At 61.7% G+C, this 15660-nt stretch carries 12 protein-coding genes and 1 pseudogene; 9 read left to right on the top strand and 4 right to left on the bottom strand.

The features are described from left to right. The first annotated feature begins 85 nt into the window (after window positions 1–85). The 4 genes from K6I40_RS12600 (at window position 86) to K6I40_RS12585 (ending at window position 2740) form a co-directional block, all read left to right on the top strand. Window positions 86–331: a hypothetical protein gene (locus K6I40_RS12600; RefSeq protein ID WP_222919405.1), complete on the top strand. Its 246-nt coding sequence runs from the start codon at window positions 86–88 to the stop codon at window positions 329–331. After that, window positions 328–480 carry a hypothetical protein gene (locus tag K6I40_RS12595; protein ID WP_222919403.1) on the top strand — a complete coding sequence of 51 codons (153 nt, stop codon included), beginning with the start codon at window positions 328–330 and terminating at the stop codon, window positions 478–480. The genes K6I40_RS12600 and K6I40_RS12595 overlap by 4 nt, the downstream gene beginning before the upstream one ends. 407 nt (window positions 481–887) lie before the next feature. Continuing rightward, window positions 888–1304: a zinc ribbon domain-containing protein gene (locus K6I40_RS12590; RefSeq protein ID WP_222919401.1), complete on the top strand. Its 417-nt coding sequence runs from the start codon at window positions 888–890 to the stop codon at window positions 1302–1304. Window positions 1305–2155: 851 nt separating this feature from the next. Next, window positions 2156–2740 carry a hypothetical protein gene (locus tag K6I40_RS12585; RefSeq protein WP_222919399.1) on the top strand — a complete coding sequence of 195 codons (585 nt, stop codon included), beginning with the start codon at window positions 2156–2158 and terminating at the stop codon, window positions 2738–2740. A 476-nt stretch (window positions 2741–3216) separates the two neighbouring features. Here the strand turns inward: K6I40_RS12585 and K6I40_RS12580 are convergent. Continuing rightward, window positions 3217–4307 (bottom strand): annotated as a pseudogene (locus K6I40_RS12580) (succinylglutamate desuccinylase/aspartoacylase family protein). Between the two features lie 184 nt (window positions 4308–4491). On the opposite strand from K6I40_RS12580, the gene K6I40_RS12575 reads away from it, so the two are divergent. The 5 genes from K6I40_RS12575 to katG all read left to right on the top strand — a co-directional run bounded on the left by K6I40_RS12575 (window position 4492) and on the right by katG (window position 11406). Continuing rightward, window positions 4492–5244: a GNAT family N-acetyltransferase gene (locus tag K6I40_RS12575; RefSeq protein ID WP_222919397.1), complete on the top strand. Its 753-nt coding sequence runs from the start codon at window positions 4492–4494 to the stop codon at window positions 5242–5244. Window positions 5245–5705: 461 nt separating this feature from the next. Further along, complete coding sequence (locus K6I40_RS12570) at window positions 5706–7175, top strand: flippase (protein WP_222919395.1); 1470 nt, start codon at window positions 5706–5708, stop codon at window positions 7173–7175. A 91-nt stretch (window positions 7176–7266) separates the two neighbouring features. Further along, window positions 7267–8610 carry a RimK family alpha-L-glutamate ligase gene (locus tag K6I40_RS12565; RefSeq protein ID WP_222919393.1) on the top strand — a complete coding sequence of 448 codons (1344 nt, stop codon included), beginning with the start codon at window positions 7267–7269 and terminating at the stop codon, window positions 8608–8610. A 107-nt stretch (window positions 8611–8717) separates the two neighbouring features. Further along, the gene (locus K6I40_RS12560) at window positions 8718–8963 is read left to right on the top strand and encodes a PRC-barrel domain-containing protein (RefSeq protein ID WP_222919391.1); all 246 of its coding nucleotides are present in this window, start codon (window positions 8718–8720) and stop codon (window positions 8961–8963) included. A gap of 304 nt (window positions 8964–9267) precedes the next feature. Further along, window positions 9268–11406, top strand: coding sequence for a catalase/peroxidase HPI (gene katG / locus K6I40_RS12555; RefSeq protein ID WP_222919389.1), 2139 nt, complete (start codon window positions 9268–9270; stop codon window positions 11404–11406). 107 nt (window positions 11407–11513) lie between these two features. Here the strand turns inward: katG and K6I40_RS12550 are convergent, their stop codons facing one another. The 3 genes from K6I40_RS12550 to K6I40_RS12540 form a co-directional block, all read right to left on the bottom strand. Beyond that, the gene (locus K6I40_RS12550) at window positions 11514–12803 is read right to left on the bottom strand and encodes a hypothetical protein (protein ID WP_222919387.1); all 1290 of its coding nucleotides are present in this window, start codon (window positions 12801–12803) and stop codon (window positions 11514–11516) included. 228 nt (window positions 12804–13031) lie between these two features. Beyond that, entirely contained in the window at window positions 13032–13622 is a 591-nt protein-coding gene (locus tag K6I40_RS12545; RefSeq protein WP_222919385.1) for a DNA-3-methyladenine glycosylase 2 family protein, read from the bottom strand. Window positions 13623–13700: 78 nt separating this feature from the next. After that, complete coding sequence (locus K6I40_RS12540; RefSeq protein ID WP_222919383.1) at window positions 13701–15569, bottom strand: FAD-dependent oxidoreductase; 1869 nt, start codon at window positions 15567–15569, stop codon at window positions 13701–13703. Window positions 15570–15660 lie beyond the last annotated feature (91 nt).

Here is a 15660-nt window from a genome sequence, read left to right as displayed (position 1 = left end):
CGGCAAAGCACGCCCAAAGAAGTAGACGATTAGATATCTGCCGGTCAGTGCATCAATCTGGTGGTCAGATCGGAGGTGTCGCGGCGTGACGACCTTCGTGCTGATCGTCGAGGATGGCTACGGTTGCCACCTCGAGTCGGGGCTGCAGTACACCACGCTCTGTGGCCGGACGTTCGACACAAACAAGGTCGAGCGTATCGAGTACGAGACCCCGGAGTCGCCCGAACATCCCCACGCAACACTTTGCTTTGACTGCTCCACCGTCAGCAACGGCGGGTCAATCAGTCCCCGTCGCCGTGATCGACACTTCTCGAGAGGTGGTCAAGCGTGAGCGCCCAGACCGACGGCGGGTTCGGCCCGTTCTGCGGGGCGCTCGGATGCACGGATGACGCCGACGTCGTGATCGACCACCCGAAGCACGGTGAGCTGACGATCTGTAATGGCTGCGTGGTTGGCCACGTGGTGGTTCGCCGTGTCTGACGAACCCGACGTCAGCCCGGAGGATGCCCTCCAGGTCGCCCAGCGTGCGCTCTCGAAGGTGAACGGCCTTGAGGACGAGATCAAGGAGCTCTAGGAGGACCGCGACGAGATCCTCGAGGAGCTCACTGCGATGGAGCTTCGACTATCCGAGGTCGACGAGGACTGCGACTACGACGCACTCATGCGAATGGTGTTCCGCGCGATCGCGTTGTCGAGTATATGACCGAAGACGACGACCGGTGGGACGCTGATCGGCTGCACTCGGATATGGACTACATGCTCGATAACGGCGTCGCGATCGGCGAGTGAAACGTTATAGCTGATACAATCGCCCGATTTATCAGATTTGAAAATAGTCTTTTAGTGATAAGAATTAAGAGGGAGTCATTAGTTGATGGAAATGTAATATGGCAAGTGATAGCGGTGAGTTTGCAGGAGAGGATGAAGAAGAGTCCCCCTCACCAGGTGCCGATGAGGTATTCTGCTCGAGTTGTGGTGAAGTGATTAAAGCTGAAGCTAAAGTTTGTCCTGAATGCGGTGTTCAGCAAGAAGAAGCGGAGGATGGCGGTGATTATACGATTCCTGATGCGAAGCAGTTCGAATTTGAAAAGATAGCGAATAAAGACATAACCACGATCATGTTGGTGAGCTTCTTGCTTACCCCTGTCGGATATTACATGGTCGGGAAGACTGGCCTCGCCATCATCAATTTCCTTACACTAAATTACTTCTTACTTGGCATCGTCATTGTCCCGTTCCATACGAGGAAAATAATCAAAGATTCACGTAGCGAACTCCGACGAGCAGGGGTTGAGGGATACTGATGTCGCGGGCAAAGGCAGCTGACGAGGTATTCTGTCGCTCATGCGGCGAACCAATAAAGGAGAAAGCAGAGATTTGCCCTGAGTGTGGTGTTCGAAATAAGAAAGCAGAAAGCTCAACCTCAACTTCAGCATCATCTCCGGCGGTAGGGAAACACGATCCATCACAGTATGAGACGACTGTCTCTGAGACATGGTACTATGGGATCGCAGCTGGTGCTGTTATGTGGGTCCTCCTTCTGGTAGTTGCAAGCTCTAGTGTCGGAGGAGCAGTTGAGGCATTCCTCGGACTCTGTGTTCTAATCGCTTGGGCGTTGATCCCAGTGGCAACCTATTACGACGCTAAATACGTCCGGGCGAACAGTCAATGGAACCCCAATACAGTTGTGTGGTGTATAGCAGGGGCCATTTGGCTGGTAAACATCTTGTCGGCAGCCTTCTACCTATATCGAAGGCACGAGACGGTTGGGGAGCCATAGTTCCGGTCGGCTTTTTACCACTCAATGGGAGAAGAGGCTGTTTCAAAACGCCGCCCATTACGGCTTTTATGACACCTATTGAAACTGTCTGGTATAATCGAATCTCGGTGGGTCTTCGACGATGCTTACGAAACTCGGATTCTCCACCGTAATGAGGAACTTCATGTACTCTCACGGCTGCTTGGGAGACTCAGTATGGCTTTCCTGCGGAGAACGTGTTAATCCATGGTCCCAGCGGCGTTAGGAAGACCGCGTCGGCCCAGTGGATGCTGCGCGATCTCCGACAGCGCTACGCCCTCGAGTCGGCAGTCCTTGAATGCTCTGGGGAGACGCATAACGGAATCCTCTACGAGGCTGTGACCAAACACTCCGATAGTGGTGTGGTCCATCGCAATAACCCCCGACAAGTTGGTCGACGCTCTCAAGGCGGCCGTCGACGGCGAGCCCTACGTCCTCGTGCTTGACGAGGCTGACGTCATCCCCGACCTGGGTGTCCTTGAGGATCTGTTCGCCGTCGACGGCGTCTCGGTGATCGCGATCGCCTACCGGCAGGTCGAGTGGCTCAACCGCGTCGATCGCGACCTCCGGCCCCACTTCCACGGCGACAGTCAGATCGAGTTTCGGAAGTACTCGATTGAGGAGCTCGTGGATATTCTCGAGCCCCGCGTCGAACACGGACTGACTGACGACCCGACTCAGCCGGGGCACCTCGAGTGGATCGCCGACGAGACCGGCGGCGTCGCTCGGTGGGCGATCAAGTCGGTGTTGTCCGCTGCGGAGTTGGCTCTCGAGCGCAACCACGATCAATTGCTCAACGAGGACGTCGCGGATGCATTCGAGCGTGCGAAGCGGAAGATCCGGAAGGCAAACTTACGGTCGCTGCCGCTCCCCCACCAGCGACTGTACGAAATCGTTCGGACAATCGGGCCGGCATCCGGGAACGAGATGCGAGCGGCCTAGAGGAGTACCAGGCAGAAATCTTCGAAGGGCGAGGGTACGACCCAGTCTCGTGGCGGCGGACCTTTCGAAGATGAACTCATCGAACCTATCCTCGTCAAGGTCGATGAGCGGTTGGTCGAGACGCTTTGCGTTGAGCCTGAGGTTCCCCAGGTATTCGGCCATGCTGCTGGTCTTCACACGACCGTCGCACTTTCGGACGAATCGCTTGACGTAGGGCTGGTCCTTGGGGTGAAACTCGTCGATGCGATCGAGTTGCTGCTGGAATCGGCGATCGAAACTCTGAAAATCATCAATGTCACCCATACCACAACAATGAGAGTCCGCTGTTATAATACTGAGTCAGGTAAAGAAGTTACTTTTATCTCTCCTGTACCGACTTCCATACATATCAACACATACAGAAGTAAAAAGATTTTCCAACAGATTCCCGAAGTCGTTCGGGTATCGGCTGTCGTACGTTCGACTACCGGGTTCGGTCAGTTGGTCTGCCGGAGTTCGGACCGCGAACTCTTCGTCGTCCGCTCGCGCTCGAGGGCGGTAAGCGTGTCCGGTGAGAGACCGACGAGGTGACAGAGCGGGTTCCCCGGGTAGACCACGGGGTTCTCGAGGACGCCGACGATGAGGCCGGTAAACGGAGCCTCGACGGTGACGATGTCGTCCTTTTCCTTGAACGGGTTCGTGATGGTACAGATGACCTCGCCGTCTTCGACGAGCGCGCCGCGGCCGCGTTTCATGTCGACGATGCCGCCCGCGTCCGCGCGGAGCCAGGTCTTCTCGTTGTCGTCGTCGATGACGGTCCGCCAGCCCGGCCAGTGAACCGACGATTCGCGGTGGAGTCCGAATTCGGCGAGTACGCTCGCGACTCCGGTGAGCCCGCGATCGATCAGTCGGCGCTGGAACCGGTGGGCCTCGCCCATCTCGACGGTGATCGTGGGGATCCCGTCTTCGGTTGCCTCCCGGCGGAGCGTCCCCGAGGGACCCTCACCAGCGATGATAACGTTAGAACTGAACGCCTTGGCGAGTCTGGCGACGCCTGACTGCTCCATGTTTGCACGAACGTGCAGCATGTTCGTTCGCCCGCGCGTCGATGTGTGGAAGTCGATCCCAAGGTCACAGGGTTCGATGAAGTTCGTGAAGATTCGATAGGCCATCCGCCGGGCGCTCGTCGAACCCTCACGGCCGGGGAACGACCGGTTCAGATCCCGGTCATAGATCGGCAGATACCGCTCCTGTGCGAGAAAGCCCGGGACGTTCATGACGGGGAGACAGACAAGCGTCCCGTGGAGGACGGAGTGATCCCAGTCGTGGGCGACTTCGCGGACGACTTCGATCCCGTTGAGTTCGTCGCCATGGGCCGCCGCCGAGAGGAAGACCGTTGGCCCCGGCCATTCGCCGTTGATCACCGTGACGGGAATCCTGACGGGATCCCCGAGATACGTTTCGCTGATGCCGTAGCGGATGTTCGCTGACTCCCCGGGATCGACCTTCCCCCGTTGTACGTAAACGCCTCGGCCATCGCGTCGGAGTCGTGCCGGCCGGGCGGCTCGCTCGCCACGTCATCGCTCATACCACGTTCTCCGGGGGAACCACCGTGAATCTTCTCCCTTCAACGTCTGCGGCGGTCACCTGTTACGCCCGCTCGAGCCGTTCGTGCGACGTTTCCCGGAAAAACGCGCTTTCCCTCGAACACCGGCGATCAGAATGTGGGACTGTGGGCATACGTTTTGTATCTGGGCATGGTATTAATGCGCATGGAGATCCGTGATGCTACCCGTTCGGACACCGACGCGATTCGCTCGATTGCCCGCGATTCGCTCAATTCCACGTACACGGCATTCATCAACGAGGAGACCATCGACGACGCGATCGAGCAATGGTACGGTGACTCGTTTCCCGACGAACTCGCGGACGACCGCGCGCTCTTTCTGGTCGTCGAACGCGAGGGCGAGGTCGTCGGCTTCTCCCAGAGCGAACTGGTCGGCCAGCAGTCGAAGACCGGACGGCTCCTCTGGCTACACGTCCATCCCGACCACCGCGGCGACGCCACGGGCGTGCGACTGCTCGTCCGCACCCGCGAGGAGTTACTGGAGACAGGTGCGGAACAGATCCGCTGTTTCGTCCTCGAGGACAACGAGGGCGGCAACGAGTTCTACCGGAGCCACGGCTTCGAGCAGGCCGGTCAGCGCGAGGTCGAGATCGGCGACGAGACGTTCACCGAGAACGTCTACGTTGAGTCCGATCTCGAGGATGACGGCGAGTGGGGCGCGATCGACGAAGTCACGGTCGACGGTGAGACGATCTACGTGAGCTACGGTGAAGCCGCCCGTGGGACCCGGTCACCGTTTTACACGGCCTACAAGAGCCCTGACCGACACGATCAGTACGCCTGGTTCTGTGGCACGTGTGATTCAGTCGACAACGCGATGGACGCGATGGGACGGATCGAGTGCAACGTGTGTGGCAATCGGCGGAAAGCGACGCGATGGGACGCCTCGTACCTGTAGGTGGATGTCTCCATCGCTGATCACGGATGCAGTACACAGGGAATGGTCCGCCGGTTGCGGACTCCCGTTTACCGTCCCTAACTGGTCAGGTTCGTTTCCCAGATTGATGGATCGATCAGTTCCAGTCGCAGGTCGATCGCTCGCCGCCACCGCCCCGTCTCCGCCGTTCCGTTCAAATCACGTATTTGTCCGTCACGACTGAGTTCCAGCCTCAGTTACCTGTACGGGCGTGTTTCGGCTATTTGAGTGGCGTTACAGGGAGAATGTATCCGGATCGTCTCGGAATTCCGCCGACATCGGAGCCGCGTACCGGGAATATCGCCCTCGTCGATTCTGTTGTGGCCGCTTTCGGGCTGTTGTCCCCCCATTACAATTGACTGATCCCTTGAGCCACCGAGTACGTTGGTCGCTCTCGACTTCCGCGTCGGTCAGTCACGAGTGTCTCATCACCCACATTTACTATGAACAGGGAGGACCACATCGTCGACGGCTTCAAGGCAACGCTCGTCGCGCGCGGGATCTACATGATCTCGAGCGCGTTGTTAATGTTCGTGCTGGCGCGGTACCTGCTCGATCCGGACGGGTACGGCGCGCTGTACTGGGCGATCGGTATCTTAGCTATCGTCCAGCTGTTCGCGGATCTCGGGCTCAGCAAGTCCGTCGCACGGTATATTTCGGAGTACCGCGAGACGGATCCGGGCCAGATTCCGTATCTCCTCAGGTCGGTGATCACGGCCAAGATCATCCTGCTCACGGTCGTCGGCTACGTCTTGTTGCTCTTTCACGAGCGGATCGCGACTGCACTCGGCGATCCCGGAGCGGCTCCGTTTCTCGCTGCGGGCGTGCTCTATCTCGTCGTCTTCTCCGGGAGCACTTTCGCACAGGTGGCGCTTCAGGGGTTTAATCACCTCGGCTACAGCGCGATCGTCCAGGCGATCAGCGGGGCCGGCCGGTTCATCTTCGCCGTCGCGTTCGTGCTCGCGGGGCTCGGCGCGCTCGGCGCGTTCTTCGGCTACATCGTCGGCTACGCGATCGCTGCTGCCGTCGGCATGGGTATTCTCTACTACGGCTTCTACAGTCGACACGAGACCGCCGAGGAGTACGAAGACGGGCTCTCACGTCGGTTACTCGAGTACAGCATCCCGTTGACGGCGACCCGGAGCGCGAACGTCATCGACAAACAGATCGACATCGTGCTGGTCGGCTTCTTCCTCAACCCCGCCGCGGTCGCGTTCTATACCCTCGCAAAACAGATCACCGATTTCGTGCTCGCCCCCGCCGAGTCGCTCGGCTTTACCATCTCACCGAACTTCGGCGAACAGAAGGCAGCCGGCGAACTCGAGGAGGCCAGACGGATCTATCAGACCTCACTGACGAACATCCTGTTGCTTTACATCCCGGCAGCGGTCGGCCTCGCGATCGTCGCGGAGCCGTTCCTGACGATGGTGATCGGGAACGACTACGCGGACGCAGTCCCCATTCTGCAGGTCCTCGCCGGATTCGTCGTGTTGCAGGCGATTACGAACCTGACCAGCGATAGTCTTGACTACCTCGGGCGCGCTCGAGCGCGCGCCGTCGCAAAGGGCGGGACTGCCGTCGCCAACTTCGGACTGAACGTCCTGCTGATTCCGACGATCGGGGTCGTCGGCGCTGCGATCGCGACGGTCGCGACCCACTCGGTGTACGTCGCCGTGAACCTCTATATCGTCCACACCGAACTCGGCCTACACGTCGGGCGGCTCGCCCGGACGACGGGACTTATTTGTGGAATTACGGGCGTGATGGCGGTCTCCGTGTTGCTAGTGACGCCGATGGTGTCGAGCCTGCTCATGCTGTTCGGCGCGATCGCGGTAGGAGCGATCACGTGGGGCGCGCTGGCGGTGCTGAGCGGGCTGGTCGATCCGGGACAAGTTCGGTCGGTCATTGGCTGATCTTGCCACCGTTTCGGACGATGTCATCCCTGACCCGTCGGCGAATGAAGCCACTGCCAATACTTATCCGGCGGCTCGGTGTCTAGTTCGTATGGCTGTTGCCGATCCCGTAACCGTCGGGGTACTGAGCCTGCATACGAGCAAGGAAACTAAGGCAATTCTCAACGCCGTCGAGGACCTCGGACACGACAGCGAGTGGCTTCGGACCGAGAACGCGTCGATCAGCGTCGCGGACGGCAGCCCTCTTGTCGAGCCCGAGGTCGACGTGATCGCGAACCGAATGCTGCTATCGAACACCGAACAGCCCGCCGAGGAACTCGGGCTGGTAAACGCGTTTTCGCAGCTGATCCCGACACTCAACGAACCGAGTGCGATGATGACGGCGATTCACAAGCTCTCGACGGCGACGGCGCTCGCGTCGAACGACGTTCGGACACCGGACGTGACGCTTGCGCTCAGCGGTGATACGCTTAACGCTGCGCGGGAACGGTACGGCGACGAGGCGGTGTACAAGACGGCGATCGGTACGCACGGCGGCGGGACGTGGAAGGTCGGGCCGGACGACCCGGTCAATGCGAAAGTCGGCAACCGCTACGCCTTCCTGCAGGAACTCGTCGATCAAGCGGACGTCCGCCACCGTGATCTGCGCGTCTACGTCGTCGACGGCGAGGTCGTCGCCGCGATGTACCGCTACGCGCCGGACAACGACTGGCGGACCAACGTCGCCCTCGGGGGCTCCGTCGAGGACGCGACCAACGACCTCCCCGAAGAGGCCCGCGAGATGGCCCGTCGTTCGGCCAAGATCGTCGGCCTCGACTACGCCGGCGTCGACCTCGTCGAGGGCGACGAAGGCTGGTTCGTCCTCGAGGTCAACCCGACAGCGGGATTCAAAGGACTCTACGAGGCAACGCAAGTGAGCCCAGCACCATACATCGCGAAACTGGCAATCGAACGTGCGGGCGGCGAAGTCGACGACGAGCGAGTACAGGAGATTTCAAACGTTCTCGACGACTCCCGACCGACGGCGCAGCCCGCGGAGGCGGTAGCTCAAGACACGGAACCATCGGTGATCGGGTACACCGAGGAGATCGTCCTTTCCGGAACGAGCGGATCGAAGTCGGTGCTCGCAAAGTCCGATACGGGCGCGACGCGGACGAGCATCGATACCGGCCTCGCCGCCGACATTGGTGCCGGCCCAATCAAGTCCATTACCCGAATCCGATCCGGGAGTAGCAAACAGTCCAAGAGCCGGCCCGTCGTCGACGTCGTCGTCGGCGTCGGTGGCAACCAACACACCGTAACGGCCAGCGTCGAGGACCGCAGCCACATGGATTACCCCGTCTTGCTCGGCCGGGACATCCTCGAGAACTATCAAGTCGACGTCAGCCGTCAAATCGACAGCGATGTGCCCGATACGCCGGAGGAAGAAGAGTAGTCAAACGGCATGGGACAGCCTAGGGACGGATCTCGAGGTTGTGATCCATCGTCCGGCATCTCCGCTTCCGGTTATTTTATTGATTTGTTTCGCGAATAGCGACTCGCATGACAACGATCCTCGCTTCCACCCTCTCCGACACGCCAGTGATGGGCTCCGACGGGACGGAGATCGGCACGGTTCACAACATCACGATGAACGTCGAAACCGGAGAACTCCAACGATTGCTTGTGACCCCGACGATCGATAACGTTCGAAGGTTCGATACGAACGATGACGGAAAGATAATCGTTCCGGCCTCCTGTATGAGCGACATTGACGACTATCTGATCGTCGATCTGACGAGACGCTGATCGGCACGGAGTCGACCGGCACGGGCGGTCGATAGCCGTCTCCGCCCGACATCGAACGATTACACCGGTGACCGAGGTCGATAGCCGTCTCGATCGGACTGATTTGGACGATTGAGGGTGTGCCACTTGACGCACTCAGACGACTGCTACCGTGTGATATCGAATCCCTGCCGTCGCCGAGTCTCTCATGTTCCGCCACTCTGTTTTCCGCTATCGAAAATATAGTATCCGAAACCTGAAGCTGAGGTTGTGATCGGTACATATATTATTACCCAATCCGTTTTCCCATCCGTACGAACTATCCATGAGCGATAACAAACGGAAGCGGAACCACGACTGGTGGCCGAATCAGTTGGACCTAGACGTTCTCGACCAGAACGCTAGCGACGTCAGTCCGTACGACGAGGACTTCGATTACGCCGAGGAGTTCCAGGAACTCGACCTCGAAGAGGTGAAGGCAGACCTCAAAGACCTGATGACGTCGTCCCAGGACTGGTGGCCTGCCGACTACGGCCACTACGGGCCGCTGTTCATCCGGATGGCCTGGCACAGCGCCGGCACGTACCGCACCGTCGACGGCCGCGGCGGCGCATCTGGCGGGACCCAGCGTTTCGCGCCGCTCAACAGCTGGCCCGACAACGGGAACCTCGACAAGGCGCGCCGGCTGCTCGAGCCGATCAAGCAGAAGTACGGCCGCAAGCTCTCGTGGTCCGACCTGATCGTCCTCGCCGGAAACACCGCCCTCGAGTCGATGGGCATGCAGACGCTCGGCTGGGCCGGCGGGCGCGAGGACGAGTTCGAGCCCGACGAGGCCGTCTACTGGGGTCCCGAGAGCGAGTGGGAAGCCCCCCAAGACCAGCGTATCGACGAGGACGACGAACTCGACGAGCCCCTCGGCGCCACCGTGATGGGGCTCATTTACGTCGACCCCGAGGGTCCCAACGGCGAGCCCGAGCCGCTCAAGTCGGCGAAACGAATCCGGCAGGCCTTCGGTCGCATGGCGATGAACGACGAGGAGACGGCCGCCCTCATCGCCGGCGGACACACGTTCGGCAAGTCCCACGGCGCCACCGACGACGACATGGGTCCCGAGCCCGAGGCAGCCCCCATCGAGGCGCAGGGTCTCGGCTGGATGGACTCCGGTAAGGGCTCCTCGACGACCACCAGCGGTATCGAGGGCGCCTGGAACGCCTGGCCGACGATGTGGGACACCTCCTACCTCGATAACCTGCTCGACTACGAGTGGGAGCTAACGGAGAGTCCCACCGGCGCGAAGCAGTGGCAGCCGAAAGAGGAGGAGGCGTACGACACCGTGCCGGACGCCCACGATCCGTCGGAGAAGCACGCCCCCATGATGATGACGACGGACGTCGCCCTCAAGCGGGATCCGGAGTTCCAGGAGATCATCGAGAGCTTCCGCGACAATCCCCCGGAGTTCCTGGAAGCCTTCGCGAGCGCGTGGTACAAGCTGATCCACCGCGACATGGGCCCGCCGGAGCGGTTCCTCGGTCCGGACGTTCCCAAGGAGACGATGCTCTGGCAGGACCCGGTCCCGGACGCCGACTACGACCTGATCGGCGAGGAGGAGGCCGCCGAACTCACGGACGAAATCCTCGAGTCGGAACTGACCGTCTCCCAGCTGGTCAAGACCGCCTGGGCGGCGGCCTCGACCTACCGCGACAGCGACAAGCGCGGCGGCGCGAACGGCGCTCGCATCCGCCTCGAGCCCCAGCGGAGCTGGGAGGTCAACGAGCCGGCGGAGCTCGAGACCGTGCTCGAGACCTACGAAGCGATTCAGGAGGAGTTCAACGGCTCGCGATCCGACGACGTACGGGTCTCGCTCGCCGACCTCATCGTGCTGGGCGGCAACGCGGCCGTCGAGCAGGCCGCGGCGGACGCCGGGTACGACGTGGACGTCCCGTTCGAACCCGGACGGACGGACGCCTCGCAGGAACAGACCGACGAGGAATCGGTCGAGGCGCTCAAACTGAAAGTCGACGGGTTCCGTAACTACTTCGGCGGCGAGTACAACCAGCCGGCCGAGGACCTACTGGTCGACCACGCCGACCTGCTGGACCTGACGGCATCCGAGATGACCGTTCTGGTCGGCGGCCTGCGCGCGCTGGACGCGAACTACCAGGATTCCGATTTCGGCGTCTTCACCGACGAGCCGGAGACGCTGACCAACGACTTCTTCGTGAACCTGCTCGACATGGGCTACGAGTGGGAGCAGGCCTCGGAGTCCGAGGAGCTCTACGAGTTGCGCGACCGCGAAACGGGCGATGTCGAGTGGACGGGCTCCCGCGTGGACCTCATCTTCGGTTCGAACTCCCGGCTTCGGGCCATCGCGGAAGTCTACGCGAGCGAGGAAGCGAAGTTCGTGCAGGACTTCGTGGACGCGTGGCACAAGGTGATGAGTAACGATCGTTTCGACCTCGAGTAATCGCTCTCAAGGTGCACGACGGACCGTTCGAATCGCGATAGCGACCGATTTCGCTGGGATACCCCTACCTGTACCCGATCGGTGATCTTCGCCGACCGGGTTCTCCGTTACTCGCTGCGGATGACGACTTCGTCGTCTGTGATCTCGGTTATCTGTGCCGACTCGACCGGATAGTCGTCGTCACCGTGGCCGCCCCAGTCCAGCCGCGCTTTGAGCCGATCCGTCAGCCCGGGCTCGGGGTCGACGTACGCCGTCTGGCCCTCGACTTCGGCAACCATGCCGATCTGCTGGCCCGACTCGTCGACGACGTCTTTCCCCTGATCGTCCGGCGAGAGTTCGATCGCCGACGCGTCCGCCATCTCGTCCGTCGTTCCCATGCCGGCGTCGGACTCGGTCTCGGCCATCGTCTCGTCGGCCGTGGCCCCGGCAGTTCCGGTTTCCATGCCGCCGGTTTCCATCGCCTCGTACTCGTCGACGTCGATGATCTCACCCTCGAGTACGTCGCTGGTGATCACCTCAGACTCGATGAGTTCGCTCTCCTCGAGCACGTAGCGCATCCGCCGCTGGTCCGTCAACTCCTCTTCGATCGTCCGGCGCTCGATGAGTTCGCTCCGGACGGTGTCGCCTTCGGTCCGTTGGCTCTGGATCACTTCCTGTTCGACGACATCGTCGGGCGTCACGCTCGAGCGAACGACATCACTCTCAAGAATCGATCGCTGGACGCTCTCGAGTTCGATGTCCGTCTGGATATCGTCCCGCTCGATCTCCTCGTCTTGCTCGATGTCGACGTCGACGACGCGGCTCTCGACGATGTAGCGTTCGATCTCCTCGATGGTATCGAGGCGCGTCTCGTCGACGGTCAGTTCGATCATATCGTCGGAGACGAACTCCGTCTCGACGATCGTCCGATCAATCAGTTCGGAATCGACGACGTCGCGTTCGACCAGGTCCGTATCGATCACCTCGCTCTCGATCGTGTCTCGCTCGACGATCTCCCGTTCGACGACCTGCGTCTCGACGATCTCAGTCGTCACCGTCTCGCCGCGTCGCAGCGAGTCCTCGAGTTCGTCCCGGCCGAGGTCGGCACGTTCGAACGCCCGCTCGCGTTCGACGATCTCGAAGAAGCCTATCCCCTCGCCGGTCGGTTCCGTCTCGTGATAGATGAAAACGAGGTCGTCGTCTTCGAACCGCTCCTCAAACTCGTCCCAGGTGTACTCCTCGTGACTTTCGCCCATTTCGTCGCGGCGGACAAAGGAGTGGCCGTGGTCCTCGCTATCTCGGACCCTGACCGGAACGGCATCGCGGGCCTCGGCCCACTCCCTGATGCGTTTGGGATCAGTGGTCATCCGTCGCTGCTCGGGTATATCAGTCTCGTTTGAGGATGAATCGTTTGCCATCTCGTTAGGCCTTGCGACCGACCCGCACTTGAGTCAATAGGGCCATCCCGTCGGGTCAGTGTCTCGTTTCTCGAGACCCCTCGTTCGGCCGGCATAGGCTGGGGCGTAATCCATTGTTGTCGTGTCTGACGGCGACTGTTTCGCTGCCCAGATAGCGTGTAGTATGTGCTTACCGCTCGCGAGAATCGGTTCGTGACTCCGTGCGGTGAGCAATACGATCCCGATGCTTCAATCGGACTCGTATTCGGCCCAGATATACCGCGTCGCGACGCTCCGATACGGCCGCCACGGCTCGGCGATCTCGCGCATCTCCGCGCGGGTCAACTCCTCGCCGTCGCCGTACAGTTGCTCGATCCCGCGGCGAACGGCGAGATCACCGAGTGGGAGCACGTCCGGTCGCTCGAGGACGAACAGGAGGTACATGCGCGCGGTCCACGCGCCGATCCCTTTGATCTCGGTCAGCAAGTCGATGGCCTCGCTGTTGGAGTGCGACGCCAGCCCCGCTCGCGTGTAATCGTTCTCCTGAAATGCGCGCGCGGCGTTCTGAATGTACTCGACCTTGCTTCGGGAGAGGCCCGCGTCACGGAGTGCCGCCTCGTCCGCGGCCAGGACGGACGCCGGTGTCACGTCCCTCTCGAGGAGGTCGAACATGCGCTCTCGAACCGCCGCCGCGCTCGCGGTCGAGAGCTGCTGGTTGATGATCGAGATGCAGAGCCGCTCGTACTCGTCCCAGTCCGGTTCGACGTAGGGGTCGTGCCGGTCGACGAGAGCAGCCATCACGGGATCCTCACGGAGGACGGAGTATGCCTCTTCGTTCATACGGTGGTATGGATACGAGAATAGGGGGCCGAGAACCCATATGTGTCTCGGTTGGAACAGCGGGCAGATCGGGATCGCTCACTCGAGGTGGTGGTAGTCGAGTTCGTACCCCTCCGCGAGCGCTTCCCGGACGGCCGGGCCGGGCTCACCGACGCCGCGACGACTGATCGAGAGTCCGTCCGTTCCGACGGCGGTGACGAGGTTCACCCGCCAGTCCGACTCCGTTTCGGGGTAGTCCGTCCGGTAGTGGGCACCTCGGGACTCGGTTCGCTCCAGCGCCGCCCGGAGCATCGCCTCAGCGACAGTGAGACTCATCGAGAGGTCGACGGCGTACTCGAACGATTTCGAGGTGAAGTCGCTCTCGACGCGGAGATCGGCGATGCGCTCCCGAAGGGCGTCCAGTTTCGCGAGTCCCTCGCGGAGCCCCGCGTCGTCGCGGAGGATGCCGGCGTGGTCCCAGAGCAGGTCGCCGAGGTCCTCAAGGAGTCCCATCGGCGTGACGTTCCCATCCGAGGCGGTGAGTTCACGGAGGGCTTGGAACTCACGTTCGGCCAGCGCCTGCTGACCGTTGGTCACGTCTGGGTCCTCGTCGGCGTCAGTCAGGGCGCTCGCGACGTGGTCGCCGACGAGTTTCCCGATCGCGACGGTCTCGGCCAGCGAGTTCCCGCCGAGGCGGTTCGCACCGTGGACGCCCGCGACCGTTTCGCCGACGGCGTAGAGCCCCTCGACGCCGGTCTCGCCCGTCCGAAAGTCGATGTCGACGCCGCCCATCGTATAGTGGGCTGTCGGGGCAACCGTCATCGGCTCTTCGGTGATGTCGACGCCAAGGGAGTCGAAGCGCTCGACCATCGATGGCAGCCGCTCGCGGACGTACTCGGCGTCCCGGTGGGTAATGTCGAGAGAGACCCCGCCGTCGTCGGTGCCCCGCACCTCGCGGACCTCCCGGGCGATAGCTCGCGCGGCGACGTCGCGGGCATCGAGTTCCATCTGGTCTGGCGAGTAGCGCTCCATGAACCGCTCTCCCTCCGCGTTGTACAGCCGCCCGCCCTCGCCGCGGACCGCTTCGGTGACCAGTCGGCCGTCCCACTCCTCGCCGTAGCGTTCGCCCACCATCCCGGTCGGGTGGAACTGGACGAACTCGAGGTCCATGAGTCGGGCCCCCGCCTCGAGCGCCAGCGCCTGCCCGTCGCCGTTGTTCTCGTCGTCCCGCGAGGAGTGGCGGTGATAGAGCGCCGAGAATCCGCCCGCCGCGAGGACGACGTGATTCGTCCGGAAGAGCAGCCCCTCGCCGGTCTCCATGTCGAAGCCGACGGCACCGTCGACGCGCTCCCCGTCCGACAGCAAGCGTGTGATCATCACGTTCTCGCGGTAGGGAACCTCGAGGTCGCGAACGCGACCGATCAGCGTCTCGAGCATGGCCTCGCCGGTTCGATCGCCGACGAAGCAGGTACGGCGATAGGACTGCGCGCCGAAGTAGCGCTGGTTGATCTCGCCGTCATCGGTTCGATCGAAGGGCATCCCCCACTCGACGAGTTCTCGGATGCGGTCGGGCATCTCCTGAGCCGTCAGTTCGACGGCCTCGGGATCGTTCAGGTGGTGGCCCTCATTGAACGTGTCCGCCGCGTGAATCGCCCAGTCGTCCGCTGGATCGAGCGAGCCGAGCGCGGCGTTGACGCCGCCGGCCGCCCACGTCGTGTGCGCGTCGCCGTGCTCGCGTTTGCCGATGACGAGCGGGTCGACGCCCGATTCTGCGAGTTCGATCGCGACGCGAGCGCCCGCCGCGCCCGCCCCGACGATGAGCACAGGTGTCGTTACCACCACATACTCGAGTCCGCCGTTCGACTTGGGGTCGCCCTCGGTCTCGATGCAGTTCTCGACGCCGGCGGTGGCCCCCGCTCGGTAGTCGTCGGCCCCTCGTCTATGACTGTCGTTGGCTATTTCTGTCATCACTGTAATAGTAGTGCCGACCGGGTTTAGGCCCCACCCCGAACGATGCAGAACTGGCGTTAAAGCCGTTATTGTGGCCATAGTAGGGCAA

The organism is Natrinema sp. SYSU A 869, from assembly GCF_019879105.1.
GTDB lineage: Archaea > Halobacteriota > Halobacteria > Halobacteriales > Natrialbaceae > Natrinema.
This window is presented reverse-complemented; position numbering and strand designations above follow the sequence as displayed.

Bases quoted from the DNA above. Each gene is read 5' to 3' on its own strand.
- K6I40_RS12560 (WP_222919391.1), top strand. From the start codon at position 8,718: ATGACAACGATCCTCGCTTCCACCCTCTCCGACACGCCAGTGATGGGC.
- K6I40_RS12575 (WP_222919397.1), top strand. From the start codon at position 4,492: ATGGAGATCCGTGATGCTACCCGTTCGGACACCGACGCGATTCGCTCG.
- K6I40_RS12590 (WP_222919401.1), top strand. From the start codon at position 888: ATGGCAAGTGATAGCGGTGAGTTTGCAGGAGAGGATGAAGAAGAGTCC.
- katG (WP_222919389.1), top strand. From the start codon at position 9,268: ATGAGCGATAACAAACGGAAGCGGAACCACGACTGGTGGCCGAATCAG.
- K6I40_RS12545 (WP_222919385.1), bottom strand. From the start codon at position 13,622: ATGAACGAAGAGGCATACTCCGTCCTCCGTGAGGATCCCGTGATGGCT.
- K6I40_RS12565 (WP_222919393.1), top strand. From the start codon at position 7,267: ATGGCTGTTGCCGATCCCGTAACCGTCGGGGTACTGAGCCTGCATACG.
- K6I40_RS12540 (WP_222919383.1), bottom strand. From the start codon at position 15,569: ATGACAGAAATAGCCAACGACAGTCATAGACGAGGGGCCGACGACTAC.
- K6I40_RS12550 (WP_222919387.1), bottom strand. From the start codon at position 12,803: ATGGCAAACGATTCATCCTCAAACGAGACTGATATACCCGAGCAGCGA.
- K6I40_RS12570 (WP_222919395.1), top strand. From the start codon at position 5,706: ATGAACAGGGAGGACCACATCGTCGACGGCTTCAAGGCAACGCTCGTC.